Source organism: Enterobacter quasimori (assembly GCF_018597345.1).
GTDB classification, from domain to species: domain Bacteria; phylum Pseudomonadota; class Gammaproteobacteria; order Enterobacterales; family Enterobacteriaceae; genus Enterobacter; species Enterobacter mori.
This window is the reverse complement of sequence record NZ_JAHEVU010000001.1, coordinates 77029-103194: the sequence shown is the minus strand read 5'-3', so window position 1 is coordinate 103194 and position 26166 is coordinate 77029. Positions and strand designations below refer to the sequence as shown.

The 26166-nt window shown below is 55.2% G+C and carries 26 protein-coding genes, 1 pseudogene and 1 other annotated feature; of the genes and pseudogenes, 16 read left to right on the top strand and 11 right to left on the bottom strand.

Annotation, left to right across the window (positions count from 1 at the left end; translation table 11 throughout):
* The first annotated feature begins 159 nt into the window (after positions 1–159).
* Complete coding sequence (gene ribA, locus KK102_RS00465) at positions 160–750, top strand: GTP cyclohydrolase II (RefSeq protein ID WP_008501210.1); 591 nt, start codon at positions 160–162, stop codon at positions 748–750.
* A 36-nt stretch (positions 751–786) separates the two neighbouring features.
* Here the strand turns inward: ribA and acnA are convergent, their stop codons facing one another.
* The 5 genes from acnA to topA all read right to left on the bottom strand — a co-directional run bounded on the left by acnA (position 787) and on the right by topA (position 8276).
* On the bottom strand, positions 787–3462 hold the full coding sequence (gene acnA, locus KK102_RS00460) for an aconitate hydratase AcnA (RefSeq protein WP_126546010.1): 2676 nt from the start codon (positions 3460–3462) through the stop codon (positions 787–789).
* A 164-nt stretch (positions 3463–3626) separates the two neighbouring features.
* Positions 3627–3725, bottom strand: coding sequence for a small membrane protein YmiC (gene ymiC, locus KK102_RS22160; protein WP_042713577.1), 99 nt, complete (start codon positions 3723–3725; stop codon positions 3627–3629).
* Positions 3726–4037: 312 nt separating this feature from the next.
* On the bottom strand, positions 4038–4178 hold the full coding sequence (locus tag KK102_RS00455; RefSeq protein ID WP_213327741.1) for a YmiA family putative membrane protein: 141 nt from the start codon (positions 4176–4178) through the stop codon (positions 4038–4040).
* Between the two features lie 337 nt (positions 4179–4515).
* Complete coding sequence (cysB, locus tag KK102_RS00450; RefSeq protein ID WP_010431770.1) at positions 4516–5490, bottom strand: HTH-type transcriptional regulator CysB; 975 nt, start codon at positions 5488–5490, stop codon at positions 4516–4518.
* Between the two features lie 188 nt (positions 5491–5678).
* Entirely contained in the window at positions 5679–8276 is a 2598-nt protein-coding gene (gene topA, locus KK102_RS00445; protein ID WP_216356674.1) for a type I DNA topoisomerase, read from the bottom strand.
* 399 nt (positions 8277–8675) lie between these two features.
* Here topA and KK102_RS00440 point away from each other — a divergent pair, with 399 nt between their 5' ends.
* Positions 8676–8927: a YciN family protein gene (locus tag KK102_RS00440; RefSeq protein WP_010431772.1), complete on the top strand. Its 252-nt coding sequence runs from the start codon at positions 8676–8678 to the stop codon at positions 8925–8927.
* A gap of 34 nt (positions 8928–8961) precedes the next feature.
* Here KK102_RS00440 and sohB read toward each other — a convergent pair whose 3' ends face one another.
* Positions 8962–10008, bottom strand: a complete 1047-nt coding sequence (gene sohB, locus KK102_RS00435) for a protease SohB (protein ID WP_216356673.1) — start codon at positions 10006–10008, stop codon at positions 8962–8964.
* Between the two features lie 252 nt (positions 10009–10260).
* Here sohB and KK102_RS00430 point away from each other — a divergent pair, with 252 nt between their 5' ends.
* Together KK102_RS00430 and cobO are read left to right on the top strand one after the other, a co-directional pair.
* Entirely contained in the window at positions 10261–11022 is a 762-nt protein-coding gene (locus tag KK102_RS00430; RefSeq protein ID WP_126546007.1) for a YciK family oxidoreductase, read from the top strand.
* Positions 11019–11609 (top strand): cob(I)yrinic acid a,c-diamide adenosyltransferase, encoded by a 591-nt coding sequence (cobO, locus tag KK102_RS00425; protein WP_126546006.1) that lies wholly within the window; start codon positions 11019–11021, stop codon positions 11607–11609. Before KK102_RS00430 ends, cobO begins: the two co-directional genes overlap by 4 nt.
* Before the next feature lie 35 nt (positions 11610–11644).
* Here cobO and rluB read toward each other — a convergent pair whose 3' ends face one another.
* The 3 genes from rluB to rnm form a co-directional block, all read right to left on the bottom strand.
* Entirely contained in the window at positions 11645–12520 is an 876-nt protein-coding gene (gene rluB, locus KK102_RS00420; RefSeq protein ID WP_216356672.1) for a 23S rRNA pseudouridine(2605) synthase RluB, read from the bottom strand.
* Positions 12521–12616: 96 nt separating this feature from the next.
* Positions 12617–13237: an L-threonylcarbamoyladenylate synthase gene (locus KK102_RS00415; RefSeq protein ID WP_003856793.1), complete on the bottom strand. Its 621-nt coding sequence runs from the start codon at positions 13235–13237 to the stop codon at positions 12617–12619.
* Entirely contained in the window at positions 13234–14127 is an 894-nt protein-coding gene (gene rnm / locus KK102_RS00410) for an RNase RNM (protein WP_216356671.1), read from the bottom strand. The genes KK102_RS00415 and rnm overlap by 4 nt, the downstream gene beginning before the upstream one ends.
* Positions 14128–14254: 127 nt before the next feature.
* Between rnm and trpL the strand changes: the two genes are divergently transcribed.
* The 8 genes from trpL (at position 14255) to yedF (ending at position 22537) form a co-directional block, all read left to right on the top strand.
* Complete coding sequence (trpL, locus tag KK102_RS22340) at positions 14255–14299, top strand: trp operon leader peptide (protein ID WP_106993556.1); 45 nt, start codon at positions 14255–14257, stop codon at positions 14297–14299.
* Positions 14276–14370: a sequence feature (Trp leader region), on the top strand. (Overlaps the previous gene by 24 nt.)
* A gap of 23 nt (positions 14371–14393) precedes the next feature.
* Complete coding sequence (locus tag KK102_RS00400) at positions 14394–15956, top strand: anthranilate synthase component 1 (RefSeq protein WP_216356670.1); 1563 nt, start codon at positions 14394–14396, stop codon at positions 15954–15956.
* Positions 15956–17551, top strand: coding sequence for a bifunctional anthranilate synthase glutamate amidotransferase component TrpG/anthranilate phosphoribosyltransferase TrpD (trpD, locus tag KK102_RS00395; RefSeq protein WP_216356669.1), 1596 nt, complete (start codon positions 15956–15958; stop codon positions 17549–17551). The genes KK102_RS00400 and trpD overlap by 1 nt, the downstream gene beginning before the upstream one ends.
* A gap of 3 nt (positions 17552–17554) precedes the next feature.
* Entirely contained in the window at positions 17555–18913 is a 1359-nt protein-coding gene (gene trpCF, locus KK102_RS00390; protein ID WP_216356668.1) for a bifunctional indole-3-glycerol-phosphate synthase TrpC/phosphoribosylanthranilate isomerase TrpF, read from the top strand.
* Between the two features lie 10 nt (positions 18914–18923).
* Positions 18924–20117, top strand: coding sequence for a tryptophan synthase subunit beta (gene trpB / locus KK102_RS00385; RefSeq protein WP_047647557.1), 1194 nt, complete (start codon positions 18924–18926; stop codon positions 20115–20117).
* The gene (gene trpA / locus KK102_RS00380) at positions 20117–20926 is read left to right on the top strand and encodes a tryptophan synthase subunit alpha (protein ID WP_042719119.1); all 810 of its coding nucleotides are present in this window, start codon (positions 20117–20119) and stop codon (positions 20924–20926) included. Before trpB ends, trpA begins: the two co-directional genes overlap by 1 nt.
* Positions 20927–21095: 169 nt before the next feature.
* Complete coding sequence (gene yedE, locus KK102_RS00375; protein ID WP_108417798.1) at positions 21096–22307, top strand: selenium metabolism membrane protein YedE/FdhT; 1212 nt, start codon at positions 21096–21098, stop codon at positions 22305–22307.
* Positions 22304–22537: a sulfurtransferase-like selenium metabolism protein YedF gene (gene yedF, locus KK102_RS00370; RefSeq protein WP_003856774.1), complete on the top strand. Its 234-nt coding sequence runs from the start codon at positions 22304–22306 to the stop codon at positions 22535–22537. The genes yedE and yedF overlap by 4 nt, the downstream gene beginning before the upstream one ends.
* Positions 22538–22580: 43 nt before the next feature.
* Here yedF and ompW read toward each other — a convergent pair whose 3' ends face one another.
* On the bottom strand, positions 22581–23213 hold the full coding sequence (gene ompW / locus KK102_RS00365; RefSeq protein WP_010433029.1) for an outer membrane protein OmpW: 633 nt from the start codon (positions 23211–23213) through the stop codon (positions 22581–22583).
* A 183-nt stretch (positions 23214–23396) separates the two neighbouring features.
* On the opposite strand from ompW, the pseudogene KK102_RS00360 reads away from it, so the two are divergent.
* The 4 genes and pseudogenes from KK102_RS00360 to yciA all read left to right on the top strand — a co-directional run.
* Positions 23397–23486, top strand: a pseudogene (locus KK102_RS00360) (YkgJ family cysteine cluster protein); the annotation flags it as partial.
* A 25-nt stretch (positions 23487–23511) separates the two neighbouring features.
* Positions 23512–24255, top strand: coding sequence for a YciC family protein (locus KK102_RS00355; protein WP_042719117.1), 744 nt, complete (start codon positions 23512–23514; stop codon positions 24253–24255).
* A 13-nt stretch (positions 24256–24268) separates the two neighbouring features.
* On the top strand, positions 24269–24808 hold the full coding sequence (locus KK102_RS00350) for a septation protein A (RefSeq protein ID WP_010433024.1): 540 nt from the start codon (positions 24269–24271) through the stop codon (positions 24806–24808).
* A gap of 96 nt (positions 24809–24904) precedes the next feature.
* Positions 24905–25300 carry an acyl-CoA thioester hydrolase YciA gene (gene yciA, locus KK102_RS00345; protein WP_126545998.1) on the top strand — a complete coding sequence of 132 codons (396 nt, stop codon included), beginning with the start codon at positions 24905–24907 and terminating at the stop codon, positions 25298–25300.
* 36 nt (positions 25301–25336) lie between these two features.
* Here the strand turns inward: yciA and tonB are convergent, their stop codons facing one another.
* Positions 25337–26059 carry a TonB system transport protein TonB gene (tonB, locus tag KK102_RS00340; protein ID WP_185805621.1) on the bottom strand — a complete coding sequence of 241 codons (723 nt, stop codon included), beginning with the start codon at positions 26057–26059 and terminating at the stop codon, positions 25337–25339.
* Positions 26060–26166: the final 107 nt, after the last annotated feature.

Here is a 26166-nt window from a genome sequence, read left to right as displayed (position 1 = left end):
AAATTCATCCATGTGGTGGATATGTCGGATCGTGCGTTTAACGCGCGTATAGCATGGTGGTGATTAGGCGAACTTGAGGAGCTTGTGGCAAAATGAACATATAGAGAAAGCCAAACAGGCAGACGGCACGAAACGTGTCAGCCGATTCTGGAGAATCACATGCAGCTTAAACGTGTGGCAGAAGCCAAACTGCCAACCCCATGGGGCGATTTCCTGATGGTGGGTTTTGAAGAACTGGCAACCGGACAGGATCACGTCGCGCTGGTCTATGGCGACATTTCAGGGCAGACGCCGGTGCTGTCCCGCGTACATTCAGAGTGTCTGACCGGCGATGCGCTGTTCAGCCTGCGCTGTGACTGCGGTTTCCAGCTCGAAGCCGCCCTCTCGCACATTGCGGAAGAAGGCCGCGGCGTGCTGCTGTATCACCGTCAGGAAGGGCGTAATATTGGTTTGCTGAATAAAATTCGCGCCTACGCGCTTCAGGACCAGGGTTATGATACGGTCGAAGCGAACCATCAGCTCGGTTTTGCCGCTGACGAACGTGATTTCACCCTGTGTGCCGATATGTTCAAGCTGCTGGGCGTGGACGAAGTGCGTCTGCTGACCAATAACCCGAAAAAAGTGGAGATCCTGACAGAAGCCGGGATCAATATCGTTGAACGCGTACCGCTGATTGTCGGCCGTAACCCGAAAAACGCCCACTACCTTGATACTAAAGCTGCCAAAATGGGCCATCTGCTGAAAGAGTGATGCTAAAAGCCCGGCACGCGTGCCGGGCTCGTTTCATCAATCCAGCATTTTACGAATCACGTAATGTAAAATGCCGTCGTTCTGGTAGTAGGTCAGCTCGGTTGCCGTATCAATACGGCACCGGCAGTCCAGCACCTCGGTTTTCCCATCTGCCCGCGTTAGCTTCACGGGAACCGTTTTACCCGGCTGCAGGTTTTGCAGACCGCTAATGTCAATCTGCTCCTCTCCGGTCAGGCCCAGCGTTTTACGGGTGACGCCCTGTGGAAATTCGAGAGGCAGGATCCCCATCCCGATCAGATTCGAGCGGTGAATACGTTCGAACGATTCGGCGATGACCACGCGAACCCCGAGCAGTCGCGGACCTTTCGCTGCCCAGTCGCGGCTTGAGCCAGAGCCGTACTCTTTCCCGGCAATGACCGCCAGCGGCGTGCCTTCCTGCTGGTATTTGACGGCCGCATCATAAATGGAAACCACCTCCGTACCCGGCAGATGACGCGTCATGCCGCCTTCCACACCCGGCACCATTTCATTACGGATACGAATATTGGCAAACGTGCCGCGCATCATCACTTCATGGTTGCCCCGGCGTGAGCCATAGGAGTTAAAGTCGCGGCGTTCTACACCCCGGCTTTGCAGATAGCGTCCAGCCGGGCTATCGGCTTTGATGCTGCCCGCCGGTGAGATGTGGTCCGTGGTGACAGAATCCCCCAGCATCGCGAGAATACGCGCGCCGTGGATATCCTGAAGCGGCGCGGGCTCTGCCAGCATGTCATCGAAGAATGGCGACAGGCGGATATAGGTTGAATCATCCTGCCAGTCATAGGTATCCGAGCCGACGACGTTGATAGCTTTCCATTCCGGCGTGCCTTCAAACACCTCCGCATACTCTTTGCGGAACATTTCGGTCGACACTTTTTCTACCGCTCGCGCAATTTCTCGCGACGACGGCCAGATATCTTTCAGATAGACCGGCTCGTTCCTGCGATCGTGGCCAATCGGATCGGTCACCAGGTTGATGTTCATATTCCCGGCCAGCGCGTAAGCCACGACCAGCGGCGGCGACGCCAGCCAGTTAGTTTTGACCAGAGGATGAATGCGGCCTTCAAAGTTTCGGTTGCCCGAAAGCACTGCGCCAACGGTCAAATCGCCCTGCTTGATCGCCACTTCAATCGGCTCCGGTAGCGGACCGGAGTTACCGATACAGGTGGTACAACCGTAGCCAACCAGGTTAAAACCCAGTTCATCCAGATACGGGGTCAACCTGGCCTGCGCAAGATAATCGGAAACCACTTTGGAGCCCGGCGCGAGAGAGGCTTTCACCCATGGCTGAGGCTTGAGGCCCAGCTCCACCGCTTTTTTCGCCAGCAGCCCGGCGGCCATCAGTACGCTTGGGTTGGAGGTATTGGTGCAGGACGTAATTGCGGCGATGACCACCGCACCGTCAGGGAGCTGATACTGATGCCCGTTCATGACATAGTCGACCGGACGGTGATCCTTTTGTGCCGTATTCACTTCCAGCTCATTGCTGGCCGCGAAGGCCTTTGGCACATTATTTAGGGCAACGCGATCCTGAGGCCGTTTTGGCCCCGCCAGACTCGCTTCAACCGAGCCCATATCCAGCGCCAGGGTGCTGGTAAAGACCGGCTCATCCCCGGGATTGCGCCACATGCCCTGCGCTTTGGTGTAGGCCTCGACCAACGCCACCTGTTCTTCGCTGCGACCACTCAGACGCATATATTCCAGCGTGACATTATCGATTGGGAAAAAGCCGCAGGTTGCGCCATATTCCGGTGCCATATTGGCGATAGTGGCGCGATCCGCCAGCGGCAATGAATCAAGTCCGTCGCCGTAAAATTCAACAAACTTGCCAACCACGCCATGCTTACGCAGCATCTGGGTAACCGTCAGCACCAGGTCCGTGGCGGTAATCCCTTCTGAGAGCTTACCGGTTAGTTTGAACCCGACGACATCAGGAATGAGCATGGAGACAGGTTGCCCAAGCATCGCCGCTTCCGCCTCAATTCCGCCGACACCCCAGCCCAAAACGCCCAGGCCGTTGATCATGGTGGTATGGGAATCCGTACCAACCAGCGTATCCGGGTAAGCGACCCATTCCTTATCCTGTAATTCGCTCCAGACGGCTTTGCCAAGATATTCGAGATTCACCTGGTGACAGATGCCGGTGCCCGGTGGAACAACGCTGAAGCGGCTGAAAGCCTGCTGTCCCCACTTCAGGAAAACGTAACGTTCATGGTTACGCTCCATCTCCAGACGCACGTTCTCGCCAAACGCATCATCATCACCAAAATGGTCAACGGTCACCGAGTGGTCAATAACGAGATCGACGGGGGAAAGTGGATTCACTTTTGCCGTATCGCCCCCCAGACGTTTAACCGCTTCACGCATGGCGGCTAAATCAACGACGGCAGGTACGCCGGTGAAATCCTGCATCAGGACCCTTGCCGGGCGATAGGCTATTTCTCTGTCAGCATGGGCATCCTTGAGCCATCCTGCCAGAGCGTGAATGTCCTCGGCGGTGACAGACTCTTCATCCTGCCAGCGCAGGAGATTTTCCAGTAAAACTTTCAACGACTTGGGTAACCGCGAAATGTCTCCAAGCGTGTTGGCTGCCAGCGGTAAGCTATAGTAGTGCCAGGTTTTATTTTCTGCCTGCAACGTATCCTTACTGGCTTCGCGTAGGGTTAACGACATAAGCTCCTCCTTAATCACAGGGAAACCCTGACAATCATCAGGGCCGTAATTAAAGATAACACAAAGATGTCGTAACGTTTTGATAACAACCCAAATTGATAAATCCAGGAAGGTTCTGGTAAAGCCTGAAAACAAAAAACCCCGCCGCGGCGAGGTTTTAGCATTTAGTGGATAGCCAGCCAGATAAGCTGACACCAGAAGAGAATCGACACGGAAAAAACGCCGATCCATGACCAGTATTTGAGAGTTGTCATGTTATTCATCATAGGGACACCAGGCTTTAATTATTAAAGATTCCGAGGTCAGCCCTCAGGTCTATATTGCTGATGTGTATTTATTAAAGAGTACAAAAGCACAGAGTCTTTATTCAGACTATTTGCATCGTTACGCAAAAAAACTAAATTATTGTTTTTTGGGTTCGTCTTCCGCGAACACATCAATAAAGGCCTGCTGCTGTGCTGTCAGTTTCCAGGACGCAGGTACGGTAGTCGCAGGTGCTTTGCGAGCTTTGTGTCCGTTGTCACGGTGTTGACACACTGGTTTTAGCGTTTCTGAACGTACCGTCACTGCCATATTTAACCCCAATATTTCCAGGCCAGGAGAGCAACCACCACCCAAAACAGGGTAGAGACGAGAAAGACCGCCAGCCAGGCTTTACGCTTGAGCGCAGGATCCCTTTGCGGTTCTTCACTTCCTGAAGGCATTGCTAACCTCATACAATCGACATCGCTTATCATTTTAGGACCAAACAATTGGTACAATTAATCATCTGATGAGATAAATCCTAAAGAAACTTTAGCCGAAAAGCCAGTGAATTTACGTATCTATTCCCGCGAATATTCAATCTTTTGACCAGAAATAAATAATTGAAAAGAAATATTTGCGAAGGCGTAAAATACTTTCTACTTTTGTCGCCAATTCGCGACATTAAAACCACACAGTCTTAATGGATACTGACATTATATGGCACTAAAGTGCAGATGATGATAATTCTGATTTAGGTTTGAGAGGTTATTTCGGTATCTCTCCGCAGGGGAAAGATACCGGGAGTGATTATTTGGCAGGAAGTTTGATGTCTTTAAACATCTCTTCGATATCTTCGTTTGAGCGCAAAGCAACGGCGGTATCAACCACGTCACGGGTTAAATGCGGAGCGAAGCGTTGAATAAAATCATACATATAGCTGCGCAGGAAAGTACTGCGGCGGAAGCCAATCTTGGTCGTGCTATGGCTGAAAACATCATGCGCATCAAGGCGTACCAGATCCGGGTCGGAAACCGGGTCAACCGCCATGCTGGCAATCACCCCTACCCCCAGTCCCAGACGCACATAGGTTTTAATCACATCGGCATCGGTTGCGGTAAAGACGATACGCGGCGTTAAGCCCGCGCGGTTAAATGCCGTATCAAGCTCAGAACGCCCGGTAAAGCCAAACGTGTAGGTTACGAGCGGATATTGCGCCAGCTCTTCAATCGTCACCGAACCTTTACCCGCCAGCGGGTGGTCAGGCGTCACGACAATGGAGCGGTTCCAGTGATAGCACGGCAACATCACCAGATCGTCATAAAGATGAAGAGCTTCCGTCGCGATGGCAAAGTCCGCATTGCCCTTAGAAACCGCCTCAGCAATTTGCGTCGGCGAGCCCTGGTGCATATGTAAAGAGACGCGGGGATAACGCTCGATAAAGCCTTTAATGACGCCCGGCAGCGCATAACGCGCCTGCGTGTGGGTGGTTGCGATGTAGAGCGAGCCTTTGTCCGGCCAGGTATGCTCCCCCGCCACGGATTTTATCGCATCAACTTTGGAAAGCACTTCCCGCGCAATCCGAATAATTTCCTGCCCGGCCGGCGTCACCTGCGTAAGGTGCTTACCGCTACGGGCGAAAATCTGGATGCCTAACTCATCCTCCAGCATGCGAACCTGTTTGCTGATGCCTGGCTGCGAGGTATAAAGCCCCTCAGCGGTAGAAGAGACATTAAGGTTGTGATTCACCACCTCAACAATATAACGAAGCTGCTGTAATTTCATGCCAGACCATCCGATTTAGCGCACGCGGGTCAATCGCTTAAGACGATTTGATAATAAGAAAAGGGTTAACTATAACCACTATATCATTTATAGCCTGACTGTATAGTACGTAACAAAAAATAATAACAACGTAATAAAAAAGGGCCGGAAATCCGGCCCTTTCACAGGTAAGTTACGGTAAGTGAAGATTATTTCTTGCCTTCAACCCACTTGCCGTCAACAAAGAACGCTGACCAGCCGGTCGCTTTACCCTCTTTTTCCGCAGCCACATACTGCTGCTTCGTTTTACGGCTAAAACGCACAACGGTCTTGTTGCCTTCTGGATCCTGCTGTGGCGCATCGGCCAGATAACGCAGTTTTTCCGGCAGGCGATCGCGGAAGCGATACAGCTCTTCCACCAGAGGCGCACGCGTTTCACGTGATTTCGGGAAGGTGTTGGCCGCAAGGAAAACGCCGGCAGCACCGTCACGCAGCACGAAGTACGCGTCTGACTTCTCACACGGAAGCTCTGGCAGCGGAACCGGATCTTCCTTCGGAGGAGCCACTTCACCGTTACGCAGAATTTTACGCGTGTTTTTACAGTCGTCGTTGGTGCACGCCATGTACTTACCGAAGCGCCCCATTTTCAGGTGCATTTCAGAACCGCACTTCTCGCACTCAACGATCGGACCGTCATAGCCCTTAATGCGGAACTCGCCCTCTTCGATCTCATACCCGTCACACGTTGGGTTATTACCGCAGACGTGCAGTTTGCGTTTAGGATCGATGAGGTAGCTGTCCATTGCCGTGCCGCATTTTTTGCAGCGGCGCTTGGCGCGCAGCGCGTTGGTTTCTGCATCGTCACCTTCCAGCACGTTGAGCACTTCGTTCTCAGGCACCAGGTTGATAGTGGTTTTGCAGCGCTCTTTCGGCGACAGCGCGTAACCGGAGCAGCCCAGGAACACGCCCGTGGTTGCGGTACGGATCCCCATCTTGCGGCCACAGGTTGGGCAGTCAATGCTGGTCAGGACCATCTGGTTGGGCAGCATGCCGCCCTCTTCAGGGTCTTTCTCGGCTTTCTCAAGCTGGTCGGTAAAGTCGCTAAAGAAGCTGTCGAGTACCTTCTTCCACTCCGCCTTGTGGCTGGCAACCTCATCGAGGCTGTCTTCCATCTGCGCGGTGAAGTCGTAGTTCATCAACTCGCGGAAGTTAGCTTCCAGACGGTCGGTGACAATCTCACCCATTTTTTCAGCGTAGAAGCGACGGTTTTCAACGCGGACGTAGCCGCGATCCTGGATGGTCGAAATGATCGACGCATAGGTCGACGGACGACCGATCCCGCGTTTTTCCAGCTCTTTAACCAGCGAGGCCTCACTGAAACGGGCAGGCGGCTTGGTGAAATGCTGTGCCGGAACCAGATCGACAAGCGACAACTCGTCACCTTTATTAACCGCAGGCAGCGTTCTGTCTTCATCGCCTTTACGCAGCGCAGGCATCACTTTGGTCCAGCCATCGAAGCGCAGAATACGACCGCGCGCCTTCAGGCGGAAATCACCCGCGCCGACGGTCAGCGTTGTGGAGTCGTATTTCGCAGGCGTCATCTGACAGCCGACAAACTGGCGCCAGATCAGCTGATACAGCTTCTGCGCATCCGCTTCCATATCTTTTAACGATTCCGCAAGGACGGAGACGTCGGAAGGACGAATTGCTTCGTGCGCTTCCTGCGAATTCTCTTTGCTGGCGTACTGATTCGCACTTTCCGGCAGGTATTTTTTGCCGAAATTGTCGCTGATATAGCCGCGAACCATATTAACAGCGTCCTGGCTCAGGTTGGTGGAGTCAGTACGCATGTAGGTGATGTAACCCGCTTCATACAAGCGCTGCGCCATCATCATGGTTTTCTTCACGCCGTAACCCAGACGCGTGCTCGCCGCCTGCTGCAGCGTTGAGGTGATAAACGGCGCACCGGGCTTGCTGCTGGTCGGTTTATCTTCGCGATCCAGCACCTGATAACGCGCTTTTTCCAGCAGCGCCACCGCAGCCATAGTCTGGTCACGGTTTTCAGGACGGAAAGGTTTGTCGTTGTGATGACTCACCTGTAGCGGCAGGGCATCGCCACCGGGCGTGGTGACATTGGCGTCCACTTCCCAGAACTCTTCTGGAACGAAGGCTTTAATTTCGCGTTCGCGCTCGACGACAAGACGTACGGCTACGGACTGCACGCGACCGGCGGACAGACCACGCGCAACCTTTTTCCACAGCAGTGGCGAAACCATGTAGCCCACGACACGGTCCATAAAGCGACGTGCCTGCTGCGCGTTTACACGGTCAATGTTCAGTTCGCCCGGCTTCTCAAACGCCTGACGAATCGCATTCTTAGTAATTTCGTTAAACACTACACGGCTGTAGCGTTTGTCGTCACCCCCGATCACTTCCCGCAGGTGCCAGGCAATGGCTTCCCCTTCGCGGTCAAGGTCGGTTGCGAGATAGATGTGGTCTGCTTTTTCAGCAAGCTGCTTCAGCTCGTTAACGACTTTTTCTTTACCCGGCAGCACTTCATATTGTGCATCCCAGTTATGCCATGGGTTAACACCCATGCGGTTGACAAGCGCGCTACGTTCATCCTTTTTAGGCTTTTTAGCCCCTTTGGTGGAGGTAGAGTCTGCGCTCTTTTTGCTGGCTGAGCCACTGGTCGGCAAATCGCGGATATGACCAACGCTGGACTTAACCACGTAGTCATTACCCAGATACTTATTGATCGTTTTGGCTTTTGCCGGGGACTCAACGATGACGAGAGCTTTACCCATATTCACCTTTACCTAATTTAATTCTTCCAGGAATACGCCGCACGTTGATTTCCCTTCCGCTGACGACGAGCCATTGATATTGCGACTGCGCCAGGGGATATCAACCCCTTTGTCTTACCGGACGTCAGAAAGATAACATCCAGGTTATTGACTTATCGGGTATTTTTCTCGCACTCAATATAATTCGTGACGAATTCCCGGTCGAATGTCAAGCAATTCTGTTGCCAGAATGACGAAAGCGCACACTGTACCTGATAAAATTCGTTACGCAACTTTATTAGCATGCAAAAGCAAATCATGCCAGCCAGCCCCCTTCGCCTTACCCTCTCAGATTACAGGGAAAATTTGCCCCCAACGCGCCCCGGGCGTAAACTACTGTCATTGTTTAAGGAGTGGATTATGCACAGTACGACCCAACCTATTGACCGAGCGTCTCTGCTTATTGAAGCAAATAAACTCATTCGCGATCATGAAGACACCCTGGCGGGCATTGAGGCCACAGGCGTGGAACAGCGTAACGGCGTGCTTGTTTTCAGCGGTGAATATTTCCTCGATGAACAGGGTTTACCCACCCCGAAAAGCACTGCGGTATTCAACATGTTTAAATACCTGGCCCATACGCTCTCAGAGAAATATCACCTGATCGATTAATGCAAAACGCGAGGCAACTGCCTCGCGTTTTTGTTTACAATAGCGGTTTTTGACCGCGCTGTAGCCAACGTAGCAGCATGCGATCTGCACTTTCTGCGGCACTATTGGTAAAGCGGTCCAGCAAACGCTTACGCTGGGTGAAGCGCACGCCAACCAGTTCGCGCCCATCCATCAGGTTCAGGAGCAGATCGTCACTGGTCCCCACCTCGTCCACCAGCCCTTTCTCCTGGGCCTGCGTGCCGTACCAGTGTTCACCGGTTGCGACCTGCTCTATATCAAGCGAGGGACGCATACGGTGCACAAAATCTTTAAACAAGTGGTGGGTTTCGTTCAGATCTTCGCGGAATTTTTGACGACCTTCTTCCGTATTCTCTCCCAGCAGCGTCAGGGTGCGTTTATACTGCCCCGCGGTGTGAAGTTCGATATCAATCTCTTTATTTTTCAGGAAGCGGTTAAAGTTCGGGATCTGCGCGACCACGCCAATTGAGCCAATGATAGAGAACGGCGCCGCGACAATTTTGTCCGCCACGCAGGCCATCATATATCCCCCGCTCGCGGCCACTTTGTCCACGGCTACGGTCAGCGGGATCTGTTTTTCACGCAGGCGCTGCAGCTGCGAAGCCGCCAGTCCGTAACCGTGGACCACCCCGCCAGGACTCTCAAGACGGACCACCACCTGATCCTGCGGTTTCGCGACCGCTAATACCGCCGTCACTTCTTCACGCAGGGAGGAGACTTCATGCGCATCCATGCTGCCTTTAAAATCGAGCACATAGACGCGAGGTTTTGCCTCATCCTGCGGCGCGGCAAGCTTCGCTTTTGCCTTAGCCGTTTTGGCTTCCTGTTTGTGCTTTTTCTTCTGCGCTTTGTGCCACAGTTTCTGTTGATGGCTGTCAAGCAGGGCCAGCGACATCTCTTCCTGCATCTCTTTATACTGCTCGCTCAGGCGGGTGATGCGTAACTCCCCACGCTGACGCTTGCGCTGCGTCAGGTTGACAATCAGAACGGCAACCACCGCAATGGCAATCACCACCGTCGCGATTTTGGCCAAAAACAACCCATATTGAGAAAGTAATTCCACGCGTTCCACCTTGATTTAACCACGAATCTTTCACGGCAGTGTACATCAGCCCCGCCCATGCGTCTCGCTCGTGACATTACCTCTGCGAGCCGCCTTCCGGAATCCCCGGTCTGGCGTTTAAATATTTGCAAATTGTTAATTTTACAGCAATGCGTCCTGTAGACTGATTGAATTATTAGGCTAATTCGGGCATAAAGCCGAAAAGTCATAAAAGAAGGCGCCATCAAGCTCCAGTGCGCCAGAGGAGTCACCGTGCATTATCAACCGCAAAAAAATCTGCTCCAGAACCGGATCATACTTGTCACAGGTGCCAGCGACGGCATCGGTCGTGAAGCCGCCCTGACCTACGCTGAATATGGTGCCAGCGTCATCCTGACGGGTCGTAACGAAGAAAAACTCCGGGGAGTCGCTCAGGAGATTGAATCTGCTGGCGGCATCGCTGCTTCCTGGTACACCCTCGATTTACTTACCTGCACGCCCGCTAGCTGTCAGGAACTTGCCCAGCGCATCAGCACGCATTATCCCCGTCTGGATGGCGTGTTGCACAACGCTGGCTTATTGGGCGAAGTACGCCCGATGGATGAACAAGATCCTGAGATTTGGCAGCAGGTCATGCAGGTAAACATTAATGGAACCTTTTTCCTCACCCAGGCGTTGCTTCCTTTATTGCTCAATTCTGAGTCCGGTTCGCTGGTCTTCACCTCTTCCAGCGTTGGCCGTGAGGGACGCGCCAACTGGGGGGCCTATGCCGTCTCAAAATTTGCGACCGAAGGCATGATGCAGGTGCTGGCGGAGGAGTATCAAAACCGTCATCTGCGCGTAAACTGCATCAACCCTGGCGGAACGCGCACGAAAATGCGCGCCAGCGCTTTCCCGACGGAAGATCCGCAAAAGCTGAAAACACCGGCAGACATTATGCCGCTCTATCTCTGGCTGATGGGCGATGACAGCCGCCGTAAAACAGGGATGACTTTTGATGCCCAACCCAACCGCAAACCGGGGATTTCGCAATGAGTGATGAACGCCATCAGCAGCGCCAGCAGCGTCTGAAAGAACAGGTCGATGCTCGCGTTGCCGCAGCTCAGGACGAGCGCGGGATCCTCATTGTATTTACCGGCAACGGTAAAGGGAAAACCACCGCCGCGTTTGGCACGGCGACGCGCGCCGTCGGACACGGGCAGAAAGTGGGCGTGATCCAGTTTATCAAAGGCGAATGGCCCAATGGCGAGCGCAATTTACTCGAGCCTCACGGCGTTGAATTTCAGGTGATGGCCACCGGGTTTACCTGGGACACGCAGAACCGGGAAACCGATACAGCCGCCTGCCTCGCCGTCTGGGAGCATGCAACGCGGATGCTGGCCGATCCCTCGCTGAATATGGTTCTGCTGGATGAGATTACCTATATGGTCGCGTACGACTACCTGCCGCTGGACGCCGTGCTGGACGCACTAAAGAACCGCCCTGCGCACCAGACGGTTATCGTCACGGGACGCGGGTGTCATCGGGATATCATTGAGCTGGCAGATACCGTCAGCGAGCTGCGTCCGGTCAAGCATGCGTTTGACGCAGGTATCAAGGCGCAAATTGGGATTGATTACTGAAGAAAAAAGCCCGGTGCATTCACCGGGCTTTTAGATTAACCGTTGTTATTCCGGCTGCCAGAGCGACGATTGCCGCTGACCTGGCTGTGACGCTTCACCGCACGGCGAATCTGGTTCGCCTTCATGCGACGACGATCTTTTTCCACCGCCACTTTTGAGGTGGTTTCAGGCGTCAGGCCAACCAGCTCGCGCAGGTAGTTGGTTTGGGTCAGATCCAGTTCGGTATACCCCCCACGCGGCAGCCCTTTCGGCAGCAGAATGTCACCGTAACGGACACGGATCAGACGGCTCACCTGGACGCCTACCGCTTCCCAAAGACGACGCACCTCTCGGTTACGGCCTTCGGTCAGGGTCACGTTGTACCACTGGTTAATGCCTTCCCCACCGGTAAATTTGATGGTTTTGAACGCCGCGGGGCCGTCTTCCAGCTGAACGCCACGCGACAGGTCGCGCAGTTTGTTTTCGTCAACCTGGCCGAAGACGCGCACCGCGTATTCACGCTCTACTTCGCGGCTTGGGTGCATCAGACGGTTTGCCAGTTCACCATCGGTGGTAAACAGCAGCAGACCGCAGGTGTTCACGTCCAGACGACCCACGGCGATCCAGCGAGCGCCGCGCAGTTTAGGCAGACGGTCAAATACCGTCGGACGACCTTCCGGGTCGTTGCGGGTGCACAGCTCGCCTTCCGGCTTGTAGTAAGCCAGCACGCGGCAGATCTGTTCAGCGGACTCTTTCACGGAGATAAGATGACCGTCGATGCGGATCTTCAGCCCCGGGACGATTTCTACGCGGTCACCCAGCGTGGCGATTTTACCGTCCACACTCACGCGACCCGCTTCAATAATGGCTTCGATTTCACGGCGCGAACCGTGGCCGGCGCGCGCCAGCACTTTCTGTAACTTCTCGCTCATTGAGCTTCCTCAGGTGTCGCCTTCACAGGCGTCGAATCAGGTCAAAAGAGGGCCGGGCCCTGCTTTGATGGCCGCGTAGTATATCTGCTTACACCTTTACAAGAAAGGCTTAACATCGCCCACGCCCTCACGAATCACTTCCGGCGCATCTTCGGTTAAGTCGACCACGGTGGTCGGCTGCTGGCCGAGATAACCGCCGTGAATAATCAGCTCGACCACCTTCTCCAGACGATCTTTGATCTCTTCGGGATCGGACTCGGTGAACTCGCTGCCCGGCAGCATCAGCGAGGTAGAGAGCATCGGTTCGCCGAGGGTTTCCAGCAGCGCCTGCGCAATCGGGTTCGACGGCACGCGCATGCCGATAGTTTTGCGTTTTTCCTGCAGCAGACGGCGCGGCACCTCTTTCGTCCCTTTCAGGATGAAGGTGTAGTTACCCGGCGTGTTGTTCTTAATCAGGCGAAACGCAACGTTATCGACATAGGCATAGGTCGACAGCTCAGAGAGATCGCGGCACATCAGGGTAAAGTTATGGCCGTCCGGCAGCTGGCGAATACGGCAAATGCGTTCCATCGCCCCTTTATCTTCAATTTTGCAGCCCAGCGCGTAGCCTGAATCGGTCGGGTAGACAATGACGCCGCCTTTGCGGACGATCTCCACGGCCTGGTTAATCAGACGTGGCTGCGGGTTATCAGGATGGATATAGAAAAACTGACTCATACTTCCCTCTCTTCAATTTGCTGCGGCTGTTCCCAGAGCTGCCAGACCGGCTCAACGCCTGCGGGCAGCCAGAGCTTGCGCCCCAGTTCGATCCACGCGCAGGGCTGATGGAAATCAGAACCCTGTGACCCAAGCAGGCCGAACTGTCGGGCATAGGTGGCGAGCTGCGCACGCTCGTTGGGCGCCTGCTGACACTGGGCGACTTCCATCGCCTCACCGCCGTTTTCGGCAAAGTGCGCCAGCAGCCTTTTCAGCCATTTAGCAGAAAGATTATACCGCCCCGGATGGGCCAGCACGGCCTTACCGCCAGAATGATGAATCACATCAATAGCTTGTTTTATTGTACACCACTGTGGCGGAACGTATCCGGTTTTCCCGCGCGCCAGATACCGTTTAAAGACGTCCGCCATGGTCGTCGCTTTGCCTGCCTCAACCAGAAAACGGGCGAAGTGACCGCGCGTCACTGCCCCGCCGTTCGCCAGCTTTTGCGCACCTTCCAGCGCGCCCGGAATATGCGCCTTTTCCAGACGCTCGCCGATCATTTCTGCGCGCTGGTTGCGGCGTGTTTTTTGTTCTTGCAAAAACGCACGCATTGCCGGATGGTCTATATCGATGTTGAGGCCAACAATATGAATCTCATGGTTTTCCCAGACGGTCGAAATCTCGACGCCGGACACCAGATTGAGCGCCAGCCCGCTGCGGGCGATCTCGGCGCGCGCCGCCGGAATGGCATCTGTCGTATCGTGATCGGTTATCGCCAGCGTGCCGACGCGCATTTCAACGGCACGATGAACCAGGGCTTCGGGCGTCAGAAGGCCATCAGAGGCCTGAGTATGGCTGTGTAAATCGTAAATAATGGCGTAGGTGGTATCGCTCAAAGCACTTCCCATAACAGGTTGGAGACATCCGAAAACACCATGATACCGACTTCACGCGAAATTCTGAAATCAAGGGTTGACAATACGCCATCGAACTAGTTAACTAGTACACAAGTTCACACGAGAAAGGTATCTGAAAATGACAGCACATTTCACTCTGCACGGTTGGTGGCGCACGTCCTGATCTTCGGGCAGTGTCACGCGTCTGCGAAATGCAAACAGATACCCAGCCCGCTACCCAGCGGGCTTTTTTTTGAACAGAAAATGAGAACACTATAATGCAAACAGCCAAACCACACCTCGAACTGCTGACCTGCGAGGCGGCCTATCGTCACAACCCCACCGCACTGTTTCATCAGGTTTGCGGAGCGCGTCCGGCGACCCTACTGCTGGAATCAGCGGATATCGACAGTAAAGACGATCTCAAGAGCCTGCTGCTGGTCGACAGCGCGCTGCGCATTACCGCTTTAGGTGACACTGTCACTATCAAGGCGCTGTCAGATAACGGTGCATCGCTGCTGCCGCTGCTCGACGCCGCGCTGCCTTCTGGCATAGAAAACGAGCGCCACCCGGACATGCGCATTCTGCATTTCCCGCCGGTTAGCCAGCTGCTGGATGAAGACGCGCGCCTCTGCTCCCTGTCCGTTTTCGATGCCTTCCGCCTGCTGCAAAACCTGGTCACCGTGCCGGAAGACGAGCGTGAGGCGATGTTCTTTGGTGGGCTGTTCGCTTATGACCTGGTCGCCGGATTTGAAGATTTACCCGAAACCGAACAGGGTAACCGCTGCCCGGATTACTGCTTCTACCTCGCCGAAACCCTGCTGGTGATCGACCATCAGAAAAAATACACCCGCGTTCAGGCCAGCCTGTTCACGCCATCGACCGCTGAGAAAAACCGTCTTGAGCACCGCATCGCGCAGCTGCAGCAGCAGATGACGGAAGAGCCGCCGGCACTTCCAGTGCAGCGGGTGGAGAAAATGACGTGCGATGTTAACCAGACCGACGATCAGTACGGCGCCGTGGTTCGCCAGATGCAAAAGGCGATCCGCGCCGGGGAAATTTTCCAGGTGGTACCTTCACGCCGCTTCTCACTGCCCTGCCCGTCGCCGCTCGCCGCCTACGACGTGCTGAAAAAGAGCAATCCAAGCCCGTACATGTTCTTCATGCAGGACAATGATTTCACGCTGTTCGGCGCATCCCCGGAAAGCTCGCTGAAGTACGACGCCACCAGCCGCCAGATTGAGATCTACCCGATTGCCGGTACCCGTCCACGCGGACGCCGCGCCGACGGCTCGCTGGATCGCGATTTGGACAGCCGTATCGAACTCGAAATGCGGACTGACCATAAAGAGTTGTCAGAGCACCTGATGCTGGTTGACCTGGCGCGTAACGACCTGGCACGCATTTGCACCCCGGGCAGCCGCTACGTGGCGGACCTGACTAAAGTTGACCGCTATTCGTTCGTGATGCACCTGGTCTCCCGCGTGGTGGGCGAGCTGCGCCACGACCTTGACGTTCTGCACGCCTACCGCGCCTGCATGAACATGGGCACCCTGAGCGGTGCGCCGAAAGTGCGTGCCATGCAGCTGATCGCCGCCGCCGAAGGGCGTCGTCGCGGCAGCTACGGCGGCGCGGTGGGCTATTTTACGGCCCACGGTGACCTCGACACCTGCATCGTGATCCGCTCCGCCTATGTCGAAGACGGTATTGCTACCGTCCAGGCGGGTGCCGGCATTGTTCTTGATTCTGTTCCGCAGTCTGAAGCTGACGAAACGCGCAGTAAAGCCCGTGCGGTCCTTCGCGCCATTGCTACCGCACACCATGCACAGGAGATTTTCTGATGGCTGACATTCTGCTGCTCGATAATATCGACTCTTTTACCTATAACCTGGCAGATCAGCTGCGTGCGAATGGCCACAACGTCGTTATCTACCGCAACCACGTTCCTGCGCAGACCCTGATTGACCGTCTGGCAACCATGCAAAACCCGGTGCTGATGCTCTCCCCCGGGCCTGGCGCACCGAGCGAAGCGGGCTGCATGCCGGAGCTGCTGACCCGCATGCGCGGCAAACTGCCGATTATCGGTATCTGCCTTGGCCACCAGGCGATTGTCGAAGCCTACGGTGGATACGTGGGTCAGGCGGGTGAGATCCTGCACGGTAAAGCCTCCAGCATTGAACATGACGGCCAGGCAATGTTTGCCGGGCTGCCGAATCCGCTCCCGGTCGCGCGCTACCACTCGCTGGTCGGCAGCAACATTCCAGCGGGACTGACCATTAACGCCTCGTTTGAAGGCATGGTGATGGCGGTACGTCACGATGCGGATCGCGTCTGCGGGATGCAGTTCCATCCGGAATCGATCCTGACCTCTAACGGCGCGCGCCTGCTGGAACAGACGCTCGACTGGGCGTTACAGAAGCTGGAGCAGACCAACACCCTGCAGCCGATTCTGGAAAAACTGTATCAGGCGCAGACCCTGAGCCAGCAGGAGAGCCACCAGCTCTTCTCCGCCGTGGTTCGCGGCGAGCTGAAGCCTGAACAGCTGGCGGCTGCGCTGGTGAGCATGAAAGTGCGCGGCGAAAGCCCGCAGGAGATCGCCGGCGCCGCCACGGCCCTGCTGGAAAATGCCGCCCCGTTCCCGCGTCCGGACTATCAGTTTGCCGATATCGTTGGGACCGGCGGTGACGGCAGCAACAGCATCAACATCTCTACAGCCAGCGCCTTTGTGGCCGCAGCGTGTGGGCTGAAAGTGGCGAAGCACGGTAATCGCAGCGTCTCCAGCCGGTCAGGCTCTTCCGATCTGCTCGCCGCGTTTGGCATTAACCTGGATATGAAAGCAGAGCGTTCTCGTGAAGCGCTGGATGACCTGGGCGTCTGCTTCCTGTTCGCGCCGAAGTATCACACCGGTTTCCGCCACGCGATGCCGGTTCGCCAGCAGCTTAAAACTCGCACGCTGTTTAACGTGCTCGGCCCGCTGATCAACCCAGCCCATCCACCGCTGGCGCTGATTGGCGTTTATAGCCCGGAACTGGTTCTGCCGATTGCTGAGACACTGCGCGTGCTGGGCTACAAACGTGCCGCCGTGGTACACAGCGGCGGTATGGATGAAGTATCGCTGCATGCACCGACGCTGGTTGCCGAATTGAACAACGGTGAAATTATGAGTTACCAGCTTGAGGCTGCTGACTTCGGCTTAGCGCCGTATCGCCAGGAAGCGCTGGCAGGCGGTACGCCGGAAGAAAACCGTGACATTCTCACGCGCTTATTACAAGGTAAAGGAGAGGTTGCCCACGAGGCCGCCGTGGCTGCCAACGTCGCTATGCTGATGCGTTTGCACGGTGAGGAAGACCTGAAGGCCAACGTTCAAAAAGTTCTGGACGTACTGCGCTCCGGTGCAGCTTACGATCGCGTTACCGCACTTGCGGCAAGAGGGTAAAGAATGCAAACCGTTTTAGCGAAAATCGTTGCCGATAAGGCCATCTGGGTAGAAGCCCGCAAGCAACAGCAGCCGCTTGCCAGCTTCCAGAATGACGTCGTACCAAGCCAACGACGTTTCTATGATGCCCTGCAGGGTGCGCGCACCGCGTTTATTCTTGAGTGCAAAAAAGCGTCCCCGTCGAAAGGCGTTATTCGTGACGATTTTGACCCGGCGCGTATTGCCGGTATTTATAAGCATCATGCGTCCGCCATCTCCGTGCTGACGGATGAAAAATATTTCCAGGGCAGCTTCGATTTTCTGCCGATCGTCAGCGGCATTGCGCCGCAGCCAATCCTGTGCAAAGACTTTATTATCGATCCGTATCAGATCTGGCTGGCGCGTTTCTACCAGGCCGATGCCTGCCTGCTGATGCTCTCGGTGCTCGACGACGAGCAGTATCGCCAGCTCTCCGCCGTCGCGCACAGCCTGAACATGGGCGTGCTGACCGAAGTGAGCAACGAAGAAGAGCTTGAGCGCGCCATCGCGCTGGAAGCCAAAGTGGTCGGCATTAACAACCGCGATCTGCGCGACCTGTCCATTGACCTGAACCGCACGCGCCAGCTGGCACCGCGTCTCGGATCTGGCGTCACGGTTATCAGCGAATCCGGCATTAACAGCTACGCCCAGGTGCGCGAGCTGAGCCACTTCGCCAACGGTTTCCTGATTGGCTCCGCCATGATGGAGCATGACGATCTCAACGCAGCGGTACGCCGAGTGCTGCTGGGTGAAAACAAAGTCTGCGGCTTAACCCGCGAACAGGATGCCCAGGCCGCGTACGAAGCCGGGGCGATTTACGGCGGGCTGATCTTTGTCGATTCGTCCCCTCGCGCGGTCAGCGAAGAGCAGGCGCGTAAGATCATTGCAGCGGCTCCGCTCAGCTACGTGGGCGTTTTCCGCAATGCAGATATTGAAGACGTTGCGGCAAAAGCCGAGGCGTTATCCCTGAGCGCGGTGCAGCTTCACGGCAGCGAAGATCAGGCGTATATCGATGCCCTGCGCGCCGCGCTGGCGCCTCAGGTTCAGATCTGGAAAGCGCAAAGCGTCGGCGAGACCCTGCCCGCACGTAACCTGAACCATGTGGATAAATACGTGCTCGATAACGGCCAGGGCGGCACCGGCCAGCGTTTTGACTGGTCACTGCTGAGCGGCGAAAAGCTGGACAACGTCCTGCTGGCGGGCGGATTAAGCCCGGATAACTGCGTAGAAGCCGCGAAAACCGGCTGCGCAGGCCTCGATTTCAATTCAGGCGTAGAGTCCCAGCCGGGTATTAAAGATGCCAACAAACTGGCCTCGGTTTTTAAAACTCTGCGTGCATATTAAGGAAGAGAAGATGACGACATTACTAAACCCGTATTTTGGTGAGTTCGGCGGGATGTACGTCCCGCAAATCCTGATGCCCGCGCTGCGCCAGCTGGAAGAAGCCTTTGTCAGCGCGCAGAAGGATCCGGCGTTTCAGGCGGAATTTACCGACCTGCTGAAGAATTACGCCGGTCGTCCGACCGCGCTGACCAAATGCCGCAACCTGACGGAAGGCACCAAAACCACGCTGTATCTGAAGCGTGAAGATCTGCTGCACGGCGGTGCGCATAAAACTAACCAGGTGCTGGGCCAGGCGCTGCTCGCGAAGCGTATGGGCAAAACCGAAATCATCGCTGAAACCGGCGCAGGTCAGCACGGCGTGGCCTCTGCGCTTGCCAGCGCCCTGCTCGGCCTGAAATGCCGAATCTATATGGGGGCGAAAGATGTTGAGCGTCAGTCTCCGAACGTCTTCCGTATGCGCCTGATGGGGGCAGAAGTGATCCCTGTGCACAGCGGTTCCGCCACGCTGAAAGATGCCTGTAACGAAGCGCTGCGCGACTGGTCCGGCAGCTACGACACCGCACACTACATGCTCGGCACAGCCGCAGGTCCGCACCCGTTCCCGACTATCGTACGCGAATTCCAGCGTATGATCGGTGAAGAGACCAAAGCGCAAATCCTCGAGAAAGAGGGTCGCCTGCCGGATGCGGTGATCGCCTGCGTCGGCGGCGGGTCTAACGCCATCGGCATGTTTGCTGATTTCATTGACGACACCAGCGTTGGTCTGATTGGCGTCGAGCCTGCCGGTCACGGGATTGAATCCGGTGAGCACGGCGCGCCGCTGAAGCATGGTCGCGTAGGGATCTACTTCGGGATGAAATCCCCGATGATGCAAACCGATGAGGGCCAGATTGAAGAGTCATACTCTATCTCTGCGGGCCTCGACTTCCCGTCCGTTGGCCCACAGCATGCGTTTCTGAACAGCACAGGCCGCGCGGACTATGTCTCCATTACCGATGACGAAGCGCTGGAAGCCTTTAAAACATTGTGCCGGAGCGAAGGGATCATCCCTGCGCTGGAGTCTTCACATGCCCTGGCGCATGCGCTGAAAATGATTAAAGAGAACCCGGAAAAAGAACAGCTGCTGGTGGTGAACCTTTCCGGTCGCGGTGACAAAGACATCTTCACCGTTCACGATATTCTGAAAGCACGAGGGGAAATCTGATGGAACGCTACGATAACGTATTTGCAGAGCTGAAGTCCCGCCAGGAAGGCGCGTTCGTTCCCTTCGTCACCCTGGGCGACCCGGGCCCGGAACAGTCGCTGAAGATTATCGACACCCTGATTGAAGCCGGTGCCGACGCGCTGGAGCTGGGTATTCCGTTCTCTGACCCGCTGGCAGATGGCCCGACCATCCAGAATGCGACACTGCGCGCATTTGCCTCCGGCGTGACGCCAACCCAGTGTTTCGAGATGCTGGCGGCGATCCGTCAGAAGCACCCGACCATTCCGATCGGCCTGCTGATGTACGCCAACCTGGTCTTTAACCGCGGTATTGATGAGTTCTATGCCGAGTGCGCACGCGTGGGCGTCGACTCCGTGCTGGTAGCAGACGTGCCGGTTGAGGAGTCTGCCCCCTTCCGCCAGGCGGCGATGCGCCATAACGTTGCACCGATTTTCATCTGCCCACCGAACGCAGACGACGAACTGCTGCGCCAGATTGCTTCTTACGGACGCGGGTATACCTACCTGCTCTCCCGCGCGGGCGTCACCGGTGCCGAGAATAAAGCGGCGTTGCCTCTGCATCATCTGGTGGAGAAGCTGGCTGAATACCATGCCGCGCCTCCGCTGCAGGGTTTTGGTATTTCATCCCCGGATCAGGTTGCTGCCGCAATCGATGCGAAGGCCGCCGGGGCGATTTCCGGTTCCGCCATCGTAAAAATCATCGAGAAAAACGTGGATAAGCCAGAGCAGATGCTGGCTGAGCTCAAAACCTTCGTGACCGAGATGAAAGCGGCAACGCGCAAAGCATGATGCACTCCCCGTCTGGCGCGACTGCCAGACGGTTCCCCTTTTACCCCTGTCGAGTTACGTCATAATTGATCGCGTCGATATTCTCGGTGCGAATGACTTTTCAAACCCTGCCGTAAGCGTATGATTCGGTTTCTTTCTGTTTATACCTTCTGAGTTCAGAGGCTTACACATGTCATGGCAACATTTCAAACAGGCTTACCTGGTTAAGTTCTGGTCACCTGTACCGGCCGTTATCGCGGCAGGTATTCTCTCTACTTATTATTTTGGCATTACCGGCACCTTCTGGGCCGTCACCGGAGAATTTACCCGCTGGGGCGGACAGCTGCTGCAGCTGGCGGGCATCCACGCTGAAGAGTGGGGCTACTTTAAGCTCATCCACCTGGACGGTACTCCGCTCACCCGCATTGACGGGATGATGATCATCGGGATGTTCGGCGGCTGCTTCGCGGCGGCGCTGTGGGCTAACAACGTGAAGCTGCGCATGCCGAAAAGCCGTATCCGCATCCTGCAGGCGGTAGCCGGTGGGATTATCGCAGGGTTTGGCGCGCGTCTGGCGATGGGCTGTAATCTGGCGGCGTTCTTCACCGGGATCCCACAGTTTTCGCTGCACGCCTGGTTTTTTGCCGTGGCAACCGCAATTGGCTCTTACTTTGGCGCAAAATTCACGCTTCTGCCGTTTTTCCGCATTCCGGTAAAAATGACCAAAGTTAGCGCCGCATCGCCATTAACGCAAAAACCCACTCAGGCCCGCCGCCGTTTTCGTCTGGGTATGCTGGTCTTCTTCGCCATGATCGCCTGGGCGCTGTGTACTGCGCTGAATCAGCCAAAACTGGGGCTGGCAATGCTGTTCGGCGTTGGCTTTGGTTTGCTGATTGAGCGCGCGCAAATCTGCTTTACCTCAGCGTTTCGCGACATGTGGATCACCGGACGCACCATGATGGCCAAAGCCATTATTGCCGGGATGGCCGTGAGCGCGATCGGCATCTTCAGCTATGTTCAGCTTGGCGTCGAGCCGAAAATCATGTGGGCTGGCCCTAACGCGGTCATCGGCGGGCTGTTGTTTGGCTTTGGCATTGTGCTGGCGGGCGGCTGTGAGACCGGCTGGATGTATCGTGCCGTCGAAGGTCAGGTGCATTACTGGTGGGTGGGACTCGGGAATGTGATTGGCTCCACCCTCCTGGCCTATTACTGGGATGACGTGTCACCCGTACTGGCGACGAACTGGGACAAGGTTAATCTGCTGAACACCTTTGGCCCACTCGGTGGGCTCGTGGTGACCTATGCCCTGCTGCTGCTCGCCTTTCTATTGGTTATTGCACAGGAGAAACGCTTCTTCCGTCGTGCCACCGTCAAAACTGCAACGCAGGAGAATGCCGCATGAAAGAGATCGTGCCTGACTATCGCCTCGATATGGTGGGTGAACCTTGTCCTTACCCGGCTGTCGCCACGCTTGAGGCACTGCCGCAGCTTAAGAAAGGTGAAATTCTGGAAGTGGTGAGCGATTGCCCGCAGTCGATCAATAACATTCCGCTGGATGCCAAAAACCACGGCTATACCGTGCTGGATATTCAGCAGGATGGACCAACGATTCGTTATTTGATTCAGAAATAATCGATGACATGCGCCCTGAACAGGGCGCATTGAAGAGCACGCGTTAGAAACGATAGCCTGCTGAGAACATAAATACCCACGGATCCAGACGGGTATTGATGCTTTGCTGCTGGCCACCGGCTTTGAAACGAACGTCAGTATCAATGTCCATGTACCAGACTGAGGCGTTGATTAACCAGTCACGGTTAATCAGATAATCAAGACCTACCTGCCCCGCCATACCCCATGAGTCTTTCAGGCTGAGATCGGTAAGCCCGGCTTCTTTGCCTGTATCGTTAAACTTCTCATCGAAGAAGGTCGTGTAGTTCACACCCGCGCCAATGTACGGGCGCACCTTGCTGCTGGCATCACCAAAGTACCACTGAGCCATCAACGTCGGCGGCAGATGGTGCACCGTGGCGATATCGCCGGTCGGCCCAAGGCCAACGCGGTGACGGAACGGCGTTGCGGCCAAAAGCTCAACGCCGATGTTTTCTGTCGCCATATAGGTAAAGGTCAAACCTAACTGAGTGTTATTGCTGACGTTAAAGCCGCCCATTCCCAGTACGCTATCGGAACCTTCAGTTGGGCGAACCGTTGCCGAACCGGCTCGAATAAAAAATTCGCCTGCTTCATGCGCATACGCGCCACCAGAGAGACTGCTTAAGATAAGGGCTGCCACCGCTAATTTTTTCATATCCGCTCCATCGTTGTGGTTTTAAGTGCGGATGAGAATATACTCACAAAAGAGTACTAAGTGATCTATCACAGATCACATTAAAACCAGTAAGTTAACATTCATTGATCTGGGTTAATTTTTGATAATCAAAGATAACCTGCCAGCTGGGTTCTACATCAATTTTTTGTGATGAGCGAAAAATTACTGCCGCTTTACAAAGATATGCTTTTCCATACAAGCCTTGATGCTGCCACGGCACTCTTATCCGGTGTACAATTGCCGGCTAATTAACACCTGCAATACTCAAGGAGAGTGCATGTCTATCACGGCGAAGTCTGTCTACCGTGACACGGGAAATTTTTTCCGCAATCAGTTCATTACCTTTTTACTGATCGCGTTGCTATGCGCCTTTATCACGGTGGTGCTTGGTCATGCGTTCTCACCAAGTGAAGAACAGATTGCCAGCCTGAGCCAGGGCGACCATCTTGCCGGTAGCGTGGGGTTATTTGAACTGGTGCAAAACATGACGCCGGAGCAACAGCAAATCCTGCTGCGGGCGTCCGCGGCATCGACATTTTCAGGTTTGATCGGTAATGCTGTTCTGGCGGGCGGCGTGCTGCTGATGATTCAGCTCGTTTCCGCGGGTCATCGCGTCAGTGCCCTGCGCGCCATTGGTGCCAGCGCGCCAGTGCTCCCTAAGCTGTTCATCGTCATCTTTTTAACCACGCTGCTGGTACAAATGGGGATTATGCTGGTCGTGGTACCGGGTGTGTTACTGGCTATCGTGCTCTCTTTCGCGCCGGTAATGATTGTGCAGGATAAGATGGGTATCTTTACTGCGATGCGCAGCAGCATCAGACTGGCGTGGGCGAACATGCGTCTGGTGGCGCCGGCGGTGATCGGCTGGCTTCTTGCCAAAACGCTACTGTTATTATTTGCACCGAATTTTGCCGTGTTAACGCCTAACGTTGGCGCGGTCGTTGCTAATACGCTGAGCAACCTGATATCAGCAGTTCTGCTGGTCTACTTGTTCCGCCTGTATATGTTAATTCGTCAGTAATTGGGATCGTAGAATGAAGCAGTTTCTTGATTTTTTACCGCTGGTCGTCTTTTTTGCGTTTTACAAGCTGTACGACATTTATGCCGGAACGACGGCGCTGATTATTGCTACCGCTATCGTGCTGATATACAGCTGGGTGCGTTACCGCAAAGTTGAAAAAATGGCGCTGATCACCTTCATTATGGTGGCTGTATTTGGTGGCCTGACGCTGTTCTTCCACAATGATGAATTCATCAAATGGAAGGTCACGGTCATTTACGCGCTGTTTGCAGGTGCGCTGCTGATCAGCCAGTGGGTGATGAAAAAGCCGTTGATCCAGCGCATGTTGGGTAAAGAGCTTACGCTGCCGCAAGAGGTGTGGTCCCGTCTGAACGTCGCCTGGGCGGTGTTCTTTATTCTCTGCGGCCTCGCCAATATCTACATTGCTTTCTGGCTACCGCAGAACATCTGGGTCAACTTTAAGGTCTTTGGGCTGACCGCGTTGACGCTTATCTTCACGCTGTTGAGCGGTGTCTATATCTATCGACACATGCCTCAGGACGACAAGCACTGATCCCCACGCCCGGAACATGCGCGTTCCGGGCTATTTTCTCCCGTGAAAAATCATAGTAGCATCCCGCCTGAAGTCTTCAGTTACGAGTTTAAAACAATGACAACGAATGACGCCCCTCAGGGCGAACTGGTTTTACGCACACTGGCAATGCCCGCGGACACGAATGCCAATGGCGATATTTTCGGCGGCTGGCTAATGTCGCAGATGGATATGGGTGGAGCAATTTTAGCAAAAGAGATTGCGCACGGGCGGGTGGTGACTGTCCGGGTGGACGGCATGACCTTCCTGCGCCCGGTCGCGGTGGGGGATGTGGTGTGCTGTTACGCGCGGTGCGTGAAGCGCGGCAACACGTCAATTTCCATCAACATTGAAGTATGGGTAAAAAAGGTCTCTTCTGAACCGATCGGACAGCGTTACAAAGCCACGGAAGCGCTGTTTATTTATGTGGCGGTCGATAGCGCGGGTAAACCGCGTCAGCTCCCTCAAACCTGATAGTCAGACAAAAAAGCCTCCTTGCGGAGGCTTTTTTCATTCCATCTGTGCCCCGCCGTTCAGGCGGAAAACAATATTCACTATCAATCCACTGCCCGGCTTGCCGGCTTCATAGCGCCATTTACGCATCGCGGCCTTTACATCGCGCTCAAACATATTAGAGGGCTGAGCAGAGAGGATTTGCACGTTGTCAACGCGGCCATCAGAGGTCACGTCAAACTTCACCCGCACGCGCCCTTCAATACGGAGCGCCTGAGCGCGCGCCGGATAGGCGGGCTGGTTGCGGCTGAGCGCCCTCGGCCCTGCAGGCGCTGTAACGGTCGGCTTCGTGGTCGTGGCGGTGTTATTCATCACCGGACGCGAAGGCGCTGTATTCTCAACCGGCTGCGTTGGCCGCGTCTCGACCGGGCGCACTTCGCGTTTCGGACGCTCTTCGACTTTCTTCACCGGTTTTGGCTTCGGCTTAGGTTTCGGCTTAGGCTCCGGTTTGTGGATCACCACCGGCGCTTCCTTCGGGGGTTCCGGGACTGGCTCGGGTTCAGGTTCAGGTTCCACAACCGGCTGTGGCGGCGGAGGCGCAACCTGCGGCGGCTCAAGATCCGCTGGCGAAACCATGGTCACGGAAATTGGCTGCGCGGGCGCGGGCATTTCAATAACCTGATGAACCGAGGTATAGAGTAAACCCGCCACAACGGCACCGTGAATCACGACAGAAAGCAGCGTCGGCCAGGGAAAGCGGCGAGGTAAATCAAGGGTCATCGAAGTCATAATCATCAACGTTAAAAAACCGAACCCTGATTTTAAATGCAAATAGCAATCATATTCAATAAGACACTTTGTCTCAGCGCAATTAAAGCGCCAGAGCG